General features: G+C 70.8%; 11 protein-coding genes. 6 read left to right on the top strand and 5 right to left on the bottom strand.

Annotated elements, in window-relative coordinates; genetic code table 11:
- Nucleotides 1-103 precede the first annotated feature (103 nt).
- The gene (ppc, locus tag QQG74_RS04620) at nucleotides 104-2890 is read left to right on the top strand and encodes a phosphoenolpyruvate carboxylase (protein ID WP_341721132.1); all 2787 of its coding nucleotides are present in this window, start codon (nucleotides 104-106) and stop codon (nucleotides 2888-2890) included.
- A 77-nt stretch (nucleotides 2891-2967) separates the two neighbouring features.
- Here the strand turns inward: ppc and QQG74_RS04615 are convergent, their stop codons facing one another.
- Entirely contained in the window at nucleotides 2968-3720 is a 753-nt protein-coding gene (locus tag QQG74_RS04615) for a hypothetical protein (protein WP_341719050.1), read from the bottom strand.
- 227 nt (nucleotides 3721-3947) lie between these two features.
- On the opposite strand from QQG74_RS04615, the gene QQG74_RS04610 reads away from it, so the two are divergent.
- From QQG74_RS04610 to QQG74_RS04600, 3 genes are all read left to right on the top strand, one after another.
- Nucleotides 3948-4838, top strand: a complete 891-nt coding sequence (locus QQG74_RS04610) for an IS5 family transposase (RefSeq protein WP_341718701.1) — start codon at nucleotides 3948-3950, stop codon at nucleotides 4836-4838.
- Nucleotides 4839-5063: 225 nt separating this feature from the next.
- Nucleotides 5064-6245, top strand: a complete 1182-nt coding sequence (locus QQG74_RS04605; protein WP_341719049.1) for a DNA recombination protein RmuC — start codon at nucleotides 5064-5066, stop codon at nucleotides 6243-6245.
- Nucleotides 6246-6395: 150 nt separating this feature from the next.
- Nucleotides 6396-9662 (top strand): S8 family serine peptidase, encoded by a 3267-nt coding sequence (locus QQG74_RS04600; protein ID WP_341719048.1) that lies wholly within the window; start codon nucleotides 6396-6398, stop codon nucleotides 9660-9662.
- A 125-nt stretch (nucleotides 9663-9787) separates the two neighbouring features.
- Here the strand turns inward: QQG74_RS04600 and QQG74_RS04595 are convergent, their stop codons facing one another.
- From QQG74_RS04595 to QQG74_RS04585, 3 genes are all read right to left on the bottom strand, one after another.
- The gene (locus tag QQG74_RS04595) at nucleotides 9788-10681 is read right to left on the bottom strand and encodes a hypothetical protein (protein ID WP_341719047.1); all 894 of its coding nucleotides are present in this window, start codon (nucleotides 10679-10681) and stop codon (nucleotides 9788-9790) included.
- 113 nt (nucleotides 10682-10794) lie between these two features.
- Complete coding sequence (locus QQG74_RS04590) at nucleotides 10795-11241, bottom strand: hypothetical protein (protein WP_341719046.1); 447 nt, start codon at nucleotides 11239-11241, stop codon at nucleotides 10795-10797.
- A gap of 51 nt (nucleotides 11242-11292) precedes the next feature.
- Nucleotides 11293-12282 (bottom strand): 4-hydroxy-3-methylbut-2-enyl diphosphate reductase, encoded by a 990-nt coding sequence (locus tag QQG74_RS04585; RefSeq protein ID WP_341719045.1) that lies wholly within the window; start codon nucleotides 12280-12282, stop codon nucleotides 11293-11295.
- A 128-nt stretch (nucleotides 12283-12410) separates the two neighbouring features.
- On the opposite strand from QQG74_RS04585, the gene xseA reads away from it, so the two are divergent.
- Nucleotides 12411-13649 carry an exodeoxyribonuclease VII large subunit gene (xseA, locus tag QQG74_RS04580; RefSeq protein WP_341719044.1) on the top strand — a complete coding sequence of 413 codons (1239 nt, stop codon included), beginning with the start codon at nucleotides 12411-12413 and terminating at the stop codon, nucleotides 13647-13649.
- A 194-nt stretch (nucleotides 13650-13843) separates the two neighbouring features.
- Nucleotides 13844-14065, top strand: coding sequence for an exodeoxyribonuclease VII small subunit (locus QQG74_RS04575; RefSeq protein WP_341719043.1), 222 nt, complete (start codon nucleotides 13844-13846; stop codon nucleotides 14063-14065).
- 106 nt (nucleotides 14066-14171) lie between these two features.
- Here QQG74_RS04575 and QQG74_RS04570 read toward each other — a convergent pair whose 3' ends face one another.
- Nucleotides 14172-15014, bottom strand: a complete 843-nt coding sequence (locus QQG74_RS04570) for a hypothetical protein (RefSeq protein ID WP_341719042.1) — start codon at nucleotides 15012-15014, stop codon at nucleotides 14172-14174.
- Nucleotides 15015-15081: the final 67 nt, after the last annotated feature.

Here is a 15081-nt window from a genome sequence, read left to right as displayed (position 1 = left end):
CAAAAGGCGTTAACAAGGGGCCCTTCCTTTCATCGGGGTTGAGCTGGATACGATCGGGGGAGTCGGACAGCGCTGTCCCTCGTACTCATGTGAGGAGCGCATGGTGACCGACCAGCACGATCATGATGGCCCGGACGCCGCCCTGCGCGCCGACATCCGTCGCCTCGGCACGCTGCTCGGGCAGACGTTGGCCCGCCAGGAGGGCCGCCCCCTGCTCGACCTCGTCGAGGAGATCCGCGCCCAGGTCCGTACCGACCCACCGGCGGCGGCCAGCCGGCTCGGTGGCCTGGACGTGACCACCGGCACCAAGCTGGCCCGCGCCTTCTCCACCTACTTCCACCTGGCCAACATCACCGAGCAGGTGCACCGGGCCCGCGACCTGCGTCGCCGCCGGGCGATCCACGGTGGCTGGCTGGACCAGGCGGCCAAAATGATCTCCGAGCGGGGCGTGCCGGCGGAGGAGATCGCCTCGGTGGCCCGCCGGTTGGCCGTGCGCCCGGTCTTCACCGCCCACCCGACCGAGGCGGCCCGCAGGTCGATCCTGTCCAAGCTGCGCGCGATCGCCGACGAGCTGGACACCGAGACGGCCAACGCGATCCTCTACGGCGCCAGCGACGAGGGCCCGGCGAACCGGCGGCTGGCCGAGCTGCTGGACCTGATGTGGCAGACCGACGAGCTGCGGCTGGACCGGCCGGATCCGACCGACGAGGCCCGCAACGCCATCTACTACCTGCGCGACCTGTACGCCGAGGCCGCCCCGCAGGTGCTCGACGACCTGGCCGAGACGCTGCGCACCCTCGGCGTGGAGACCTCGCCGACGGCCCGCCCGCTCACCTTCGGCACCTGGATCGGCGGGGACCGCGACGGCAACCCCTTCGTCACCCCGACGGTGACCCGCGAGGTGCTGGCCATCCAGCACGAGCACGGGCTCTCCGCCACCGAGGCGGCGATGGAGGAACTGATCAACGAGGTGTCGGTCTCCCGCCGGCTGCGCGGGGTGTCGCTGGACCTCTCCGCCAGCCTCGCCGCCGACCTCGACGCGCTGCCCGAGGTGGCGCCCCGGTTCCGGCGGGTCAACGCGGAGGAGCCGTACCGCCTCAAGGCCCGCTGCGTACGGGCCAAGCTGGCCAACACCCGCGCCCGGCTGCGGCAGGGCACGCCGCACGTGCCGGGGCGGGACTATCGCGGCTCCGCCGAGCTGATCGCCGACCTGGAGCTGCTGCGCGCCTCGCTGGCCCGCAACTCCGGCCAGCTCACCGCCGTCGGCCGGCTCGCCTCGACCATCCGTACCGTCTCCGCGTTCGGCCTGCACCTGGCGACCATGGACGTCCGGGAGCACGCCGAGAAGCACCACGAGGTGCTCACCCAGTTCTACCAGGCGGTTGGCGAGGTCGACGACTACCCGGCGCTGACCCGGCTGGAGCGCACCAAGCTGCTCGCCGACGAGTTGACCGGGCGTCGGCCGCTCTCCACTGCGGACACCCCGTTGAGCGAGTCGGCCCGCAAGACGTTCGACGTGTTCGGCACCATCCGCGAGGCGCAGGACCGGTTCGGCAGCGAGGTCATCGAGTCGTACATCATCTCGATGACCCTCGGCGTGGACGACGTACTCGCCGCGGTGCTACTGGCCCGCGAGGCCGGGTTGGTGGACGTGCACAGCGGGCGGGCCCGGATCGGTTTCGTGCCGCTGCTGGAGACTCCCGCCGAGCTGAACGCCGGTGGTGAACTGCTCGACGAACTGCTGTCGTTGCCCGCGTACCGGGCGCTGGTGGCGGCCCGGGGTGACGTGCAGGAGGTGATGCTCGGCTACTCCGACTCCAACAAGGAGGCCGGCATCACCACCAGCCAGTGGTCGATTCACCGGGCCCAGCGGGCGCTGCGGGACGTGGCCGCCCGGCACGGTGTGCACCTGCGGCTCTTCCACGGCCGGGGCGGCACGGTGGGTCGCGGCGGCGGGCCGACGCACGACGCGATCCTGGCCCAGCCGTACGGCACGCTGGACGGCGCGATCAAGGTGACCGAGCAGGGTGAGGTCATCTCCGACAAGTACACGCTGCCCGCGCTGGCCCGGGAGAACCTGGAACTGACCGTGGCCGCGGTGCTCCAGGCCACCCTGCTGCACACCGCGCCCCGGCAGCCCGCCGAGATGCTGGAACGCTGGGACGCGGCGATGGACGTGGTGTCCTCCTCGGCGTACCGGTCGTACCGGTCGCTGGTGGAGGACCCGGACCTGCCGGCGTACTTCTGGGCGTCCACGCCCACCGAGTTGCTCGGCGCACTGAACATCGGCTCCCGGCCGGCGAAGCGCCCCAACACCGGTGCCGGCCTGTCCGGGCTGCGGGCCATTCCGTGGGTGTTCGGCTGGACCCAGACCCGGCAGATCGTGCCCGGCTGGTTCGGGGTGGGCTCCGGCCTGGCCGCCGCCCGGGAGGCCGGCCTGGCCGACGTGCTCGCCGAGATGCACCGCAACTGGCACTTCTTCCGCACGTTCCTGTCGAACGTGGAGATGATGCTTACCAAGACCGACCTCGGCATCGCCCGCCGGTACGTGGAGACCCTGGTCCCGAAGAGGCTGCACCCGATCTTCGCCAAGATCGAGGAGGAGTACGAGCTGACCCGGCGCGAGGTGCTGGCCGTCACCGACTCGCCCGACCTGCTGGAGAACTCTCCGGTGCTCCAGCGCACCCTGGCGGTCCGCGACACCTACCTGGAGCCGCTGCACCATCTCCAGGTGGCGCTGCTGCGGCAGTACCGCGACTCGGGTGCCGCCGGACGGGCGATGGTCACCGCGCCGGGCGGGCGGCGCGCACCCAGCGACGGCACGGCGTTGGAGCGGGCGTTGCTCACCACGGTCAACGGCATCGCCGCCGGCATGCGCAACACCGGCTGAGGAGTAAGGAAGGGGCCCTTGTTAACGCCTGCGGTATAGGAAGGGCCCCTTCTTAACAGCTGCCGATCGGTCGGGCGTCAGATGTCGAAGCCGCCACCGAAATCACCACCGCCGAAGTCGCCGCCACCGAAATCGCCGCCGAAGTCACCGGCGCCGGGGTCGCCGCCGCCGAAATCACCACCGCCGAAGTCGCCGCCGGTGTCGCCCATGCCGGCGGCGGCGTCGTAGCCGGGGTCGCCGAACGACGGCGAGAAGAGCGCGTCGGCGATCAGCATGCCGCCGATGACGCCAGCACCGGCACCCAGCGCGGTCTTCCACCAGGGCGTGGAGTACCAGCCCGCCGGCACCGGCCGGCCCTGCATCCGGCCGCCCGGGTAGTAGTACGGGGTGTCCCGGCCCGGCTGCGGGCCCGCCTTGAACGTCTGACCCTGCACATCCACCTGGCGCGGCACGGTCAGCTGCCCGGCACCGCTCGCGGCGGCCAACGGCGGCAGGTCCGGCCCCGGATCGATGCCGAGCGCCACCCGGGCGGCCCGGATGTAGGTCAGGCCCTCGATCGCGGTCTCCCGGGCCAGCCGGTACTGGGTGGCGCTGCGCGCCTGCTCCAGCTGCGAACCGGCCGCGTGGTAACGCTCCGCGGCGTCGGCAAGCGCCTGGCGCACCGCCGGTTCCTCGCCGCTGAGGTTCATCACCTGTCCGCCGAGGCGCTCGTACCAGCGGCGCGCGTCGGCCTGCACGTCGGCGAGGTCACGCGCCGCACGCTGCCGCTGCCACCGCGCCACGCCGACGCCGAGGACCACCAAGAGGACTACGACCAGCAGAAGTTCCACAACTCAAACGTACCCACCCGGTGCCACGGACCCACCTGCTGCGCCCACCGACCGCATCACATGGCCGACCGGGCAGCCGGCCGCCCGGCGCGCTAGGGCGTGTGTCGAAGTCGGTGGCAGGGCTTGAGCTGCCGGCTTGAGGATCTTCGTGTGTCGGTGTTCGAGATGTAGCGAGGTCTCCGGTATCTGGTTCAGCGACCAAGCAGAACCCGAACACCGGAGACCTCGTGGATACCCTAGCGGTGGCGAGGCGGCACGACTTGACCGACGCACAGTGGGTGGCGCTGGAGCCGCTGCTGCCTGTGGGGCGTAGGCCAGGTCGGCCGTCGGTATGGACGAAACGGCAGCTCATTGATGGGATTCGGTGGCGGATTCGGGTCGGTGCCCCGTGGCGGGACGTGCCGCAGTGTTATGGGTCCTGGGCTGCGGTGTACGGGCTGTTTCGGCGTTGGCAGCGTGATGGGACCTGGGCGAGGATCCTGACGGTGTTGCAGGCGGTGGCTGATGCGTCCGGACGCGTCGTCTGGGACGTGTCGGTGGACTCGACGGTTGCCCGGGCTCATCAGCACGCCGCCGGGGCGCGTAAAGGGGATCTGCAGGCCGAGCCGCCGGGCGGGGTCATGGTCGAGCCGACCGATCACGCGCTTGGGCGGTCGCGGGGTGGGCTGACCACGAAACTGCATCTGGCCTGCGAGCAAGGGCGCAAGCCGTTGTCGATCGTGTTGACCGCTGGGCAGCGTGGGGACAGCCCGCAGTTTGTGGCGGTGCTCGACGGGATCAGGGTGCCCCGCCTCGGCGGCGGCCGGCCCCGAACCCGCCCGGACCGAGTCTTGGCCGACAAGGCGTACACGTCCCGAGCTAACCGCCGCTACCTGCGCCGACGCGGCATCGCCGCGACGATCCCGTCAAAGGCCGACCAAGACGCCAACCGGCGCAAGAAGGGGTCCAAGGGCGGCCGGCCACCGGCCTTCGATCCCGAGCGGTACAAGCAGCGTCACGCCGTGGAATGCGGCATCAACCAGCTCAAACGCTATCGAGCCGTAGCGACTCGTTTCGACAAACTCGCCGTCCGCTACGAAGCTACCGTTCACATCGCCGCGATCAACGAGTGGCTGTGACCGACTTCGACACAGGCCCTAGCGGCCGAAAGCCTGCACGCATGATCGAAAGCCTCCGAGCTACCGGGGGAACCTCAGACGCTCCGGCCGAAAGGCCGCAAGCGGGAGCGGCACCGCTGACGCTCCGGCCGAAAGGCCGCACGCATGAGCGGCACGGATGATGCTCCGGCCGAAAGGCCGCACGCGTGAGCGGCGCCGGTAGGCGTTGTTTGGCAAGCTCGTGGCGTGGAGTTCACGACCTTGGTGGTTGTCGTCGTCTGTCTCGGTGCCGGTGGCGCGGTGGGCTGGTTCGCCGGCCGGGCCCGGGCGGCGACCGAGATCGCCCGGTTGGACGCCACCCTGCGCGCCACCCGAGACGGCGAGGGACGGCTGGAGCAGTCGATGCGGGCGTTGAGCTACGAGGCGACGGCCCAGTCGCAGGAGGCGGTCGCCCGGGCGGTGGCGCCGCTGCACGACACCCTGCGCCGCTACGAGCAGCGAGTGGCCGAACTGGAGCGGGACCGGGTCGACGCGTACGCCGAGCTGCGCGAGCAGGTGCGCTCGATGAGCGCCGTCTCCGGCGAGCTGCGTACCGAGACGAAACAGCTGGTCGCGGCGCTGCGCGCCCCGCAGGTACGCGGCCGGTGGGGCGAGCATCAGCTGCGCCGGATCGTCGAGGCCGCCGGCATGCTGGAGCACTGCGACTTCTCCGAGCAGGTCACCGCCGCCACCGACCACCAGACGGTACGCCCCGACCTGGTGGTTCGACTGCACGGCGGGCGGACCGTGGTGGTGGACGCCAAGGCACCGTTCGACGCGTACCTCACCGCGATGGAGGCGCGCGACGAACGCGGCCGGGACGCGCATCTCGACGCACACGCGAAGCACCTGCGGGCCCACGTGGACGCGCTGGCCGCCAAGTCGTACTGGGCGGCGTTCCCGTCCACTCCCGAGTTCGTGGTGCTCTTCGTACCGGCCGATCCGTTCCTGGACGTGGCGTTGCAGCGCGACCCGACGCTGTTGGAACACGCCTTCGCCCGCAACGTCGTGCTGGCCACTCCGGCCACCCTGGTCGCGATGTTGCGTACGGTGGCCTGGTCCTGGCGGCAGGAACAGCTGGCCCGCAACGCGGTCGCGGTGCATTCGCTGGCCCGGGAACTGTATGGACGGCTCTCCACGCTCGGTGACCACGTGGGCAAGCTCGGCTCCTCGCTCGGTGCCGCGGTGACCGCGTACAACCGGGCGGTGGGATCGCTGGAGGCGCGGGTGTTGGTCAGCGCACGCAAGCTGGCCGAGCTGGGAGTGTCCGACCAGGAAATACCCACGCCGGGCCAGGTGGAGCTGGCTCCCCGGCAACCGCAGGCACCCGAACTTGTCGATGATTCCACACCGGATGATCGAATCCGGTCAACCAAATCGGTGCCCTGACTGGCAACTTTGTGACAGCGGGAAATACTCATATCACGAGATGGTCACAACGTACCGGGCGGTAGTGACATCGACGGTCGGCACCGCGAAGGATTCGCTCACGCGTGCCCTGCATCTGAGGGCGCCTGAGTTCTCTGGAGGAAAGAGAACGTGAGTAAACCCCGAAACCTGAGCCGGCGTACCTCCGCCGCGCTCTTCGCCTCGGTCATGGCGGCCGGCGCCGTGACCGTGGCGGGCGGTGCCGCCACCGCAAGCGCCGCTCCCGCCGGCCTCGACCCCGCGCAGGTCACCCCCGCCGAGGCGCTGGGCCAGCACGACGCCAAGCTGCTCGCCGAGGCGGAGGCGAAGAAGGCACCCACGGTCACGATGATCGTCGCCACCGAGAAGGGCAAGGCGAAGGAGGTCGAAGGCGACCTCAAGGAGCTCGGTGCCGCGGTCAACGAACGCTACGACACCATCGGCTACGTGCTGGCCAAGGTGCCGACCAGCAAGGCGTTGAAGGCCGCCACCCTGCCTGGCGTCGCCGCCGTCGACCTGGACCAGGAAATCCAGCTGCCCGACCCGAAGCCGGAGGCCGTCCAGGGCGGCAAGAAGGCCGAGAAGCAGGGCAGCACGCTCAGCGGCCCGGGCGCCAACACGCCCGCCGACAACGCCTACATGCCGACGGGCGAGATCGGTGCGGTCAAGTTCGTCAAGCAGAACCCGAAGTGGGACGGGCGCGGCGTCACCATCGGCATCATGGACTCCGGTGTGGACCTGGAGCACCCGGCGTTGCAGAAGACCACCACCGGCGAGCGGAAGATCGTCGACTGGGTCACCGCCACGGATCCGTTCGAGGACTCCACCTGGCGACCGATGATCACCCAGGTGACCGGTCCGTCCTTCACCGTGGCGGGACGCACCTGGACGGCACCGGCGGGCACCTACCGGTTCAACCTGTTCAGCGAGTCGATCACCGAGCGGAGCGACCCCGCCGGTGACGTCAACCGCGACGGCGACAAGACCGACCAGTGGGGCATCCTCTTCGACCCGACGACAAACAACGTCTGGGTCGACACCGACCAGGACGGCGACTTCACCGACGAGGCCGTGATGCGGCCCTACAAGGAGAAGTTCGACGTCGGCTACTTCGGCACCGACAACCCGGCGACGCCCGCAGCGGAGCGGATGTCGTTCGTGGTCGAGTACCGCAAGAACGTCGACACCACCCCGCTGGGCGGCCCGGGCCTGGTCGACTACGTAAACATCGGCATCATCGAGAGCGCGCACGGCACGCACGTCGCCGGCATCACCGCCGCCAACAGCATGCTGGGCAACAAGGCGTTCAACGGTGCCGCCCCCGGCGCCAAGCTGGTTTCCTCCCGTGCCTGCTCGTGGGGCGGCGGCTGCACGTACGCCGCGCTCACCACCGGCATGGCCGACCTGGTGATCAACCGTGGGGTCGACGTCATCAACATGTCGATCGGTGGCCTGCCGGCGCTCAACGACGGCAACAACGCCCGCGCCACCCTCTACAACAACCTGATCACCACCTACGGGGTGCAGATGTTCATCTCGGCCGGCAACTCCGGTCCGGGCGTGAACACCATCGGCGACCCGTCCGCCTCCAGCAACGTGGTGAGCGTGGCGGCGAGCGTCAGCAAGGACACCTGGCTGGCCAACTACGGCTCGGTGGTCAAGAAGAAGAACGCCCTGTTCAACTTCTCCTCGCGCGGCCCGCGTGAGGACGGCGGCGCCAAGCCGAACATCGCCGCACCGGGCTCGGCCATCTCCACCACCCCGGTCTGGCAGGCCGGCAGCCCGGTCGCCGAGGCCGGCTACGCCCTCCCGCCGGGCTACGGCATGTTCAACGGCACCTCGATGGCCTCTCCGCAGGCCGCCGGTGGCGCCGCGCTGCTGCTGTCCGCCGCCAAGGCGACCGACCAGGGGGTCACGCCGGCCGCGCTGCGCCGGGCCATCTTCAGCTCGGCCAAGCCGATCGCCGACACCCCGACGTACGCCCAGGGCTACGGCATGCTCGACGTGCCGGGCGCCTGGAAGCTGCTGCGCAAGAGCGTGGAGCCGAACGAGTACGTGGCCGACGCCCCGGTCTGCACGGCGCTCTCCGGTCAGCTGGCCACCCCGAACCGGGGCAGCGGCGTCTACAACCGCTGCGGCTCCGCCGAGGGCGGTCACAAGGTGAACCAGTCGAAGTCGTACCAGGTCACGCTGACCCGGACCACCGGCCCGACCGGCAACATCAAGCACAAGGTTGGTCTGCGCGGCAACAACGGCACGTTCTCGGCGCCGAAGAACGTCACGCTGCCGCTGAACAAGGCCGTCACCATCACGGTCACCGCCAAGCCCAAGACGGCGGGAGCGCACAGCACGCTCGTGACCATCGACGACCCGGCCACCAACACGATCGACTTCGAGTTCTCCGCAGTGGTGGTGGCCTCGAACGACGTCAGCAAGCCCAACTTCGCGTACTCGGCGCGCGATTCGGTGGACCGGAACAGCACCACGTCGTACTTCGTGACGGTCCCGCCGGGTGCCGGTGCCCTCCAGGTGAACCTCGCCGGCATCGCCACCGGGTCGCAGACCCGCTTCATCGCCATCAACCCGTGGGGCGTCCCGGTGGAGAGCACCTCCAGCCTGGCCTGCTTCACGAACTTCATCAGCACGGTCGTCTGTGACTCGTTCGAGCGGGACTACGCCAACCCGATGCCCGGGGTCTGGGAGATCGAGGTGGAGTCCCGGCGGACCTCGCCGGCGCTGAACAACCCGTACCAGCTCCAGGCTCGGGTTCAGGGCGTCGCGGTCGACCCGGCCGTGGTCGAGCTGCCGGCGGTCACCGCCGGTGCCCCGACCTCGGTGAGCTGGTCGCTGAAGAACACCTTCGGCCCGGTCTCGGTGACCGGGCGCGGCGGCCCGCTCTCCAGCGCGCACGCCGAGCGGCCGACCATCGTGGAGCTGGCTCAGCAGGAGTTCATCGTCGAGGTGCCGGCGGGGGCGACCACCTTCACCGCCCGCATCGGTAACCCGTCGAACGCCGGTGCCGACCTCGACCTGTTCATCTACCGGGGCACCACCCTGGTCGGGCAGCAGGCCGACGGTGACTCGGAGGAGGCGGTGACCCTGACCAACCCGGTCGCGGGCACCTACCGGGTCGTCGTGGACGCGTACGCGGTGGACGGTGCCGGTGGCAGCACCGAGTACGACTACCAGGACTCGTACTCGTCTCCGGCGCTCGGCACCCTGGCGGCGTCGAGCGGCACGCTCACCCTGGCGCACGGGGCCACCGGCACCCTCTCGGGTACGGTGACCGCCCAGTCCGCCCCGGCCGCGGGCCGGAAGCTCTCCGGTGAGCTGGCCGTGGTGACCAGCGAGGGCGCGGTCGTCGGTCGCGGCACCGTCTCCATCGGCGCGGTGAACTGACCACCACCCGCAGCACAGGGAGCCCGTCCCCGGATCTCCGGGGGCGGGCTCCCGTCTGTCACCCGGCGGCGCAATCCGCTGCCGCTACCCGACGCCCTGCCCCACCCGCCGGATGAGCCGCTCGCTCAGCCACCGGCCGGCGCTGCTGCTTCGCCCGCCGGCCGGGTCCGTGCCGGGCCGCCACCGCTGAGGCCGACCACGAGCAGCAGGTAACCGGCCAGTTCGGCGACGATGGTCAGGGCCGGCACTGTGGCCAGGGTGAAGGCGTCGGTGGAGCCGGTGACGACGAACGCGTCGGTGAACAGCACACCCCGGCTCGCCGAATACGGCAGCGAGGTGTGTGCGGCGAGGGCCACGTCGAGGTGGAGCAGGGCGGCCACGGCCAGCAGTCCGGCGCCACCGGCGGCCAGTCGACGTCCTCGCGCGATCAGCATCGCGGCCAGCACGAGTACGCCGAGCACGAGCGCCAGCGGCGGCAGGATGGCCACGGCAGCCACCAGGGTGCTGTCGGACTGCCAGCCGTGGTCGTCGGGTCGCCAGGCAGCCACGTCCGACGCGGCGCGGCGCACCTCGACCAGCCCGAGTACCGCGTACCCGGTCACCGTCACGGCGACCAGCGCCAGACCGACCAGGATCGGCCGGCTCGGCCGCCGACCAGGCCACCGCGCCACCATCAGCAGCAACAGCAACACGGCGACCAGGGCTGCCCAGGTCGGTTGAAGTCCCGTGCGTAGCCCCACGGTCACGTCGGGCGGTGCCGTGGACCAGAACATCTGCCAGCGACGGCCGTCGGCGGGATCGGCGGGCATCGTCCGGGACGCGTCGACAACCAGCACGGCGAGCGCCGCCGGCAGCGCCCAGCGTGGCGACAGTCGCCCGGCGAGCAGCGCGTACGCCAGGAGCAGCAACAACGCCGCCACCTCGGCCTGGCGCAGAATCGGCTCGTTGGTGAGTACGCCCACCACATGGACCACGGACAGGACGCCCGCTGCACAGAGGAGCAACGATCGGGAACGCATCGACGCATCCTGCCAGCCGGCCCCGACACCTCCTCAGTCGACCATGAGGTTAGCGGCACTTTGAATATCGACAAGTGCCGCTAACCTCATGATCAAACCGGGTGGGGGTGCGGTCAGGCGCGTTTGGCGGATGCCACCTGGAAGGGGGTGCCCTGTTGGCAGGTGGTCATCAGGCCCGGCGCGGGTTTACCGGTCACCGTCACGGTGGCACCGGCGGTCAGCACCTCGCGAGGGCCGCCGAGCAGCAGGTACCCGTCGAGCAGGAGGCAACCGGGCTCGACACCGGCCTCGATCCGGCCGGTCAGGGTCAGCTCAGTTGTCGCGGTCGGCCGGGGCGGAGTGACCGCGCCCTTGCCGGGGTGGCCGGGCTGCGCGGGAGGGTTCACCGGGTCGGTGGGCTGCGGGAGGGGGCCGGTCGGATCCGGGGTGGGCAGCTCGGTCACGGGTGATGCCTCCGTCGGGGTCGGGGCGGCGGAGCCGCCTCCGGCGTCCTGACCGGCGCAGGCGGTGAGCGCCGTGCAGACGATCAGCGCGGCGGCGGCGATCCGAATGGTCCTCATGCCTGCTCTGACGTGGTGGGCGGGCCGATCGTTCCCAGCGGGCGGTACGGATCAGGCGCGGCCCGCCGCAGCGGCCTTCATGTCGCGCTTGAGTTCCTGCGGCAGCGAGAAGGTGAGCCGCTCGTTGGCGGTCACCACCTCCTCCACGTCGGTGAAGCCACGCTCGGCGAGGTGCGTCAGCACCTCCTGGACCAGTTCCTCGGGCACACTCGCACCCGAGGTCAGACCCACCGTCTGCGCGTCGGTCAGCCAGGCGTCGTCGATCTCGTGGGCGAAGTCGACCAGGTGCCCGGCGCGGGCCCCGGCGTCCAGCGCCACCTCGACCAGCCGTACCGAGTTGGAGGAGTTGCGCGAGCCGACGACGATCACCACGTCACACTCCGCCGCGATCTCCTTGACCACGTGCTGCCGGTTGCTGGTGGCGTAACAGATGTCGTCGCTGGGCGGCGACTGGAGCATCGGCAGCCGCTTCTTCAGCCGGGCCACCGTCTCCATCGTCTCGTCCACCGAGAGCGTCGTCTGCGACAGCCAGACGACCTTGTTCGGGTCCCGCACGGTGATCCGGTCGGCGTCCTCCGGGCCATCCACCAGCTGGATGTGCTCCGGCGCCTCGCCCGAGGTGCCGATGACCTCCTCGTGGCCCTCATGACCGATGAGCAGGATGTCGTAGTCCTCGGCGGCGAACCGCTTCGCCTCGTGATGCACCTTCGTCACCAGCGGGCAGGTCGCGTCGATCGCCTTCAGCGACCGCTGCTTCGCCTGCTCGTAGACCTCGGGCGCCACGCCGTGCGCGGAGAAGATCACCGTGGCGCCCTCGGGCACCTCCTCGTTCTCCTCCACGAAGATCGCACCCTTGGCCTCCAGCGTCCGCACCACGTGCTTGTTGTGCACGATCTGCTTGCGTACGTAGATGGGCGCGCCATAGAGCCTGAGCGCCTCCTCGACGGTTTGCACCGCTCGGTCGACGCCCGCGCAGTAGCCGCGGGGCTTGGCCAGGAGCACGCGCTTGCCGGTCCGGGAAGTCGTCTCAGCCTCAGTCACCCCCTCATCGTACGCGGACCCACCGCCCGCGCCTCCCGAGCGACCGGCGCAGGCCCACCGCCCGCGCCTGCCGAGCGACCGGCGCAGGCCCACCGCCCATGCGTGCCGGGCGGCCTTAGGGTTAGCGGATGAGCGCGGACGGGTCAGCACCAGGCACGGGTACGGCGCCGAGCAGCTCGGAGGAGCCCTGGCCGGTGCGGGTGGTCAGCCAGAAGATCGGCGCCTGGGTGGCGCGGCTGGGCTGGGTCTGGGTCGACGGACAGGTGGCGCAGATCAGCCGCCGACCCGGCGCGAACACGGTCTTCCTCACCCTGCGTGATCCGTCGGCCGATCTCAGCCTCACTGTCACCACCAACCGGGACGTACTCGATTCAGGTGCCCCCGAGCTGCGCGAGGGTGCCCGCGTCGTGCTGCACGCCAAGCCCGAGTTCTACGCCGCTCGGGGCACGCTCAGCCTCCGCGCCGACGAGATCCGCCAGGTCGGACTCGGCGAGCTGCTGGCCCGGTTGGAGAAGCTGAAGAAGCTGCTCGCCGCCGAAGGGCTGTTCGACCGGGCGCGCAAGCGTCGGCCACCGTTCCTGCCGGGGCGGATCGGGTTGATCACCGGCCGGGCCAGCGCCGCCGAACGCGACGTGTTGACAAACGCCCGCCGCCGCTGGCCGGCCGTGGACTTCCGGACCGTGAACGTGGCCGTCCAGGGGCCTGCCGCCGTACCGCAGATCGTGGACGCACTCCGGGTCCTCGATGCCGACCCGAGCATCGACGTGATCATCCTGGCCCGGGGCGGGGGCGGCATCGAGGACCTGCTGCCCTTCTCCGACGAGGCGCTGTGCCGGGCCGTGTACGCCTGCCGTACGCCGGTGATCAGCGCGATCGGCCACGAGACCGACGCGCCGCTTGTCGACTACGTGGCCGACGTCCGGGCGTCGACGCCCACCGACGCCGCCAAGCGGGTGGTGCCGGACCTGGCCGAGGAGCTGCGCCTGATCAACCAGGCCCGACACCGGCTGCACCGGGCGGTGCAGAACCTGGTCGACCGCGAGACGCACCGGATCGACGCGCTGCGCTCGCGGCCGGTGCTGGCCCGCCCGGCGGTGATGATCGAGCAACGGGCCACCGAGCTGGCCGCTTTGCGCCAGCGTGCCGAACGCTGCCTGGCCCACCGCCTCACCGCCGCCGATGACGACCTACGGCACACGCTGGCCCGGCTCCGCGCGCTCTCCCCCGCCGCCACCCTCGACCGGGGGTACGCCATCGTGCAGCGCACCGACGGCCACGTCGTCCGCACTCCCACCGACGCCACCCCCGGCACCCCGTTGCGCCTACGCCTGGCCAAGGGCGACCTCTCCGCCACCGTCACCCCCTAACACCCCACGCCCACGCCCACGCCCACGCCCACGCCCACGCCCACGCGATCTTGCAGTTTCTGTCCCCGCAAAAAGGGCAAAAGCCGCCTATCGCCGACCGAAAGTGCAAGATCGGCGGTGCGGGGTGGGGGTGGGGGTGGGGTGGGTGGGGTGGGTGCGGGGGTGGTTGTGGTGGGATGGGTGGGATGGGTGGGATGAGTGATGAGCAGACCAGTGGCGCCGACGGACAGCTCAGCTATGAACAGGCGCGGGCCGAGCTCGCGTCGGTGGTCGAACGGCTGGAGGCCGGCGGCACGTCGCTGGAAGAGTCGCTGGCGCTCTGGGAGCGCGGCGAAGCACTGGCCGTGATCTGCCAGCGCTGGCTCGACGGCGCCCGCGCCCGCATCGATGCAGCCCGGTCCACCCCGAGCAGCTGACCGGAATCGGGCGCGATCCAGCGATCGGTACGACGAAGCGGCGGGGACGATGCGCCCCCGCCGCACTTCGCCAACCTCGTCGCGTGCCTGCGATCTCGGTCGAGTCTCAGTCGAAGAGGTTGTACAGCTCCGGCGGCGCCTCGACGACCTGGTCGGCCGGGGGCTTCTGCGCGGCGGTCGCGTTGCCGTAGTCGCTGTACGTGACCCGGATCTCCTGAGCCTGCACCTGGCCGGCGGCGGGGATCTGGAGGACCAGCTCGGTGAGCCGCCCCTGCGCATCGGTCGTCGCGGTGAACGGCACCGAGTTCGCCTGCGCGCCGAGCGCGGTGATCAGACCCTGGTCGAGCGATCCGGCCTCGGTGGCCTTCGAGACGTCGATGGTGCCGGCGTACGCGCCCTCGCCGGTACGGCGTACCTCGGTGACGGCCTGGGTGAGCACCTCGCTGCCGGCCGGGTCGACCTGGTCGAAGTCGAAGCCGAGATTACGGTTGCCCTTGATCCGGCTCTGGTCGAGGTGCTGGTACTTGCCGAGGCTGAGCCGGTCGCGCCCGGGCACGCTGGCCGCTGCGGCACCGCTGAGGTCCAGCTTGACCCAGCTGTCCGGCGTGGCGTGGATGAGGTCGAGGGTCATCGCCAGGTCGTCGCCCGCCTCGCCGATGCTCATCCGCAGCTCCGCGCTCTGGCTCGGCTGGTGCACCTGCCCCTCGGCGGTCGATCCGGCACCGGACATCCGGAACCGGAAGTTGCCGTTGCCGATCTCCCGCGTCGAGTCCAGCAACGCCTGCTTGGCCGCCGCGTCCCCCTCCGGCGCGGCGGCGGTGCCGGTGACCGTGGCGGAGGGTGTGGCAGTGGGCCCGGCCGTACCGTCGCCGGTGGTGGCACAGGCGGCAACTCCGGGCGTGAGCAGCGCGGCGGCCATGAGACCGGCGCTCAGTCGTCGTACGCTCATCGATGTCTCCCAGCAGGGTTGGCCGACGCGGCACGCGCCGGAGGCTCACCTGCCTTGTTCCCTGCTG

It is taken from the genome of Micromonospora sp. FIMYZ51 (genome assembly GCF_038246755.1).
In the GTDB taxonomy this organism is placed as follows: domain Bacteria; phylum Actinomycetota; class Actinomycetes; order Mycobacteriales; family Micromonosporaceae; genus Micromonospora.
This window is presented reverse-complemented; position numbering and strand designations above follow the sequence as displayed.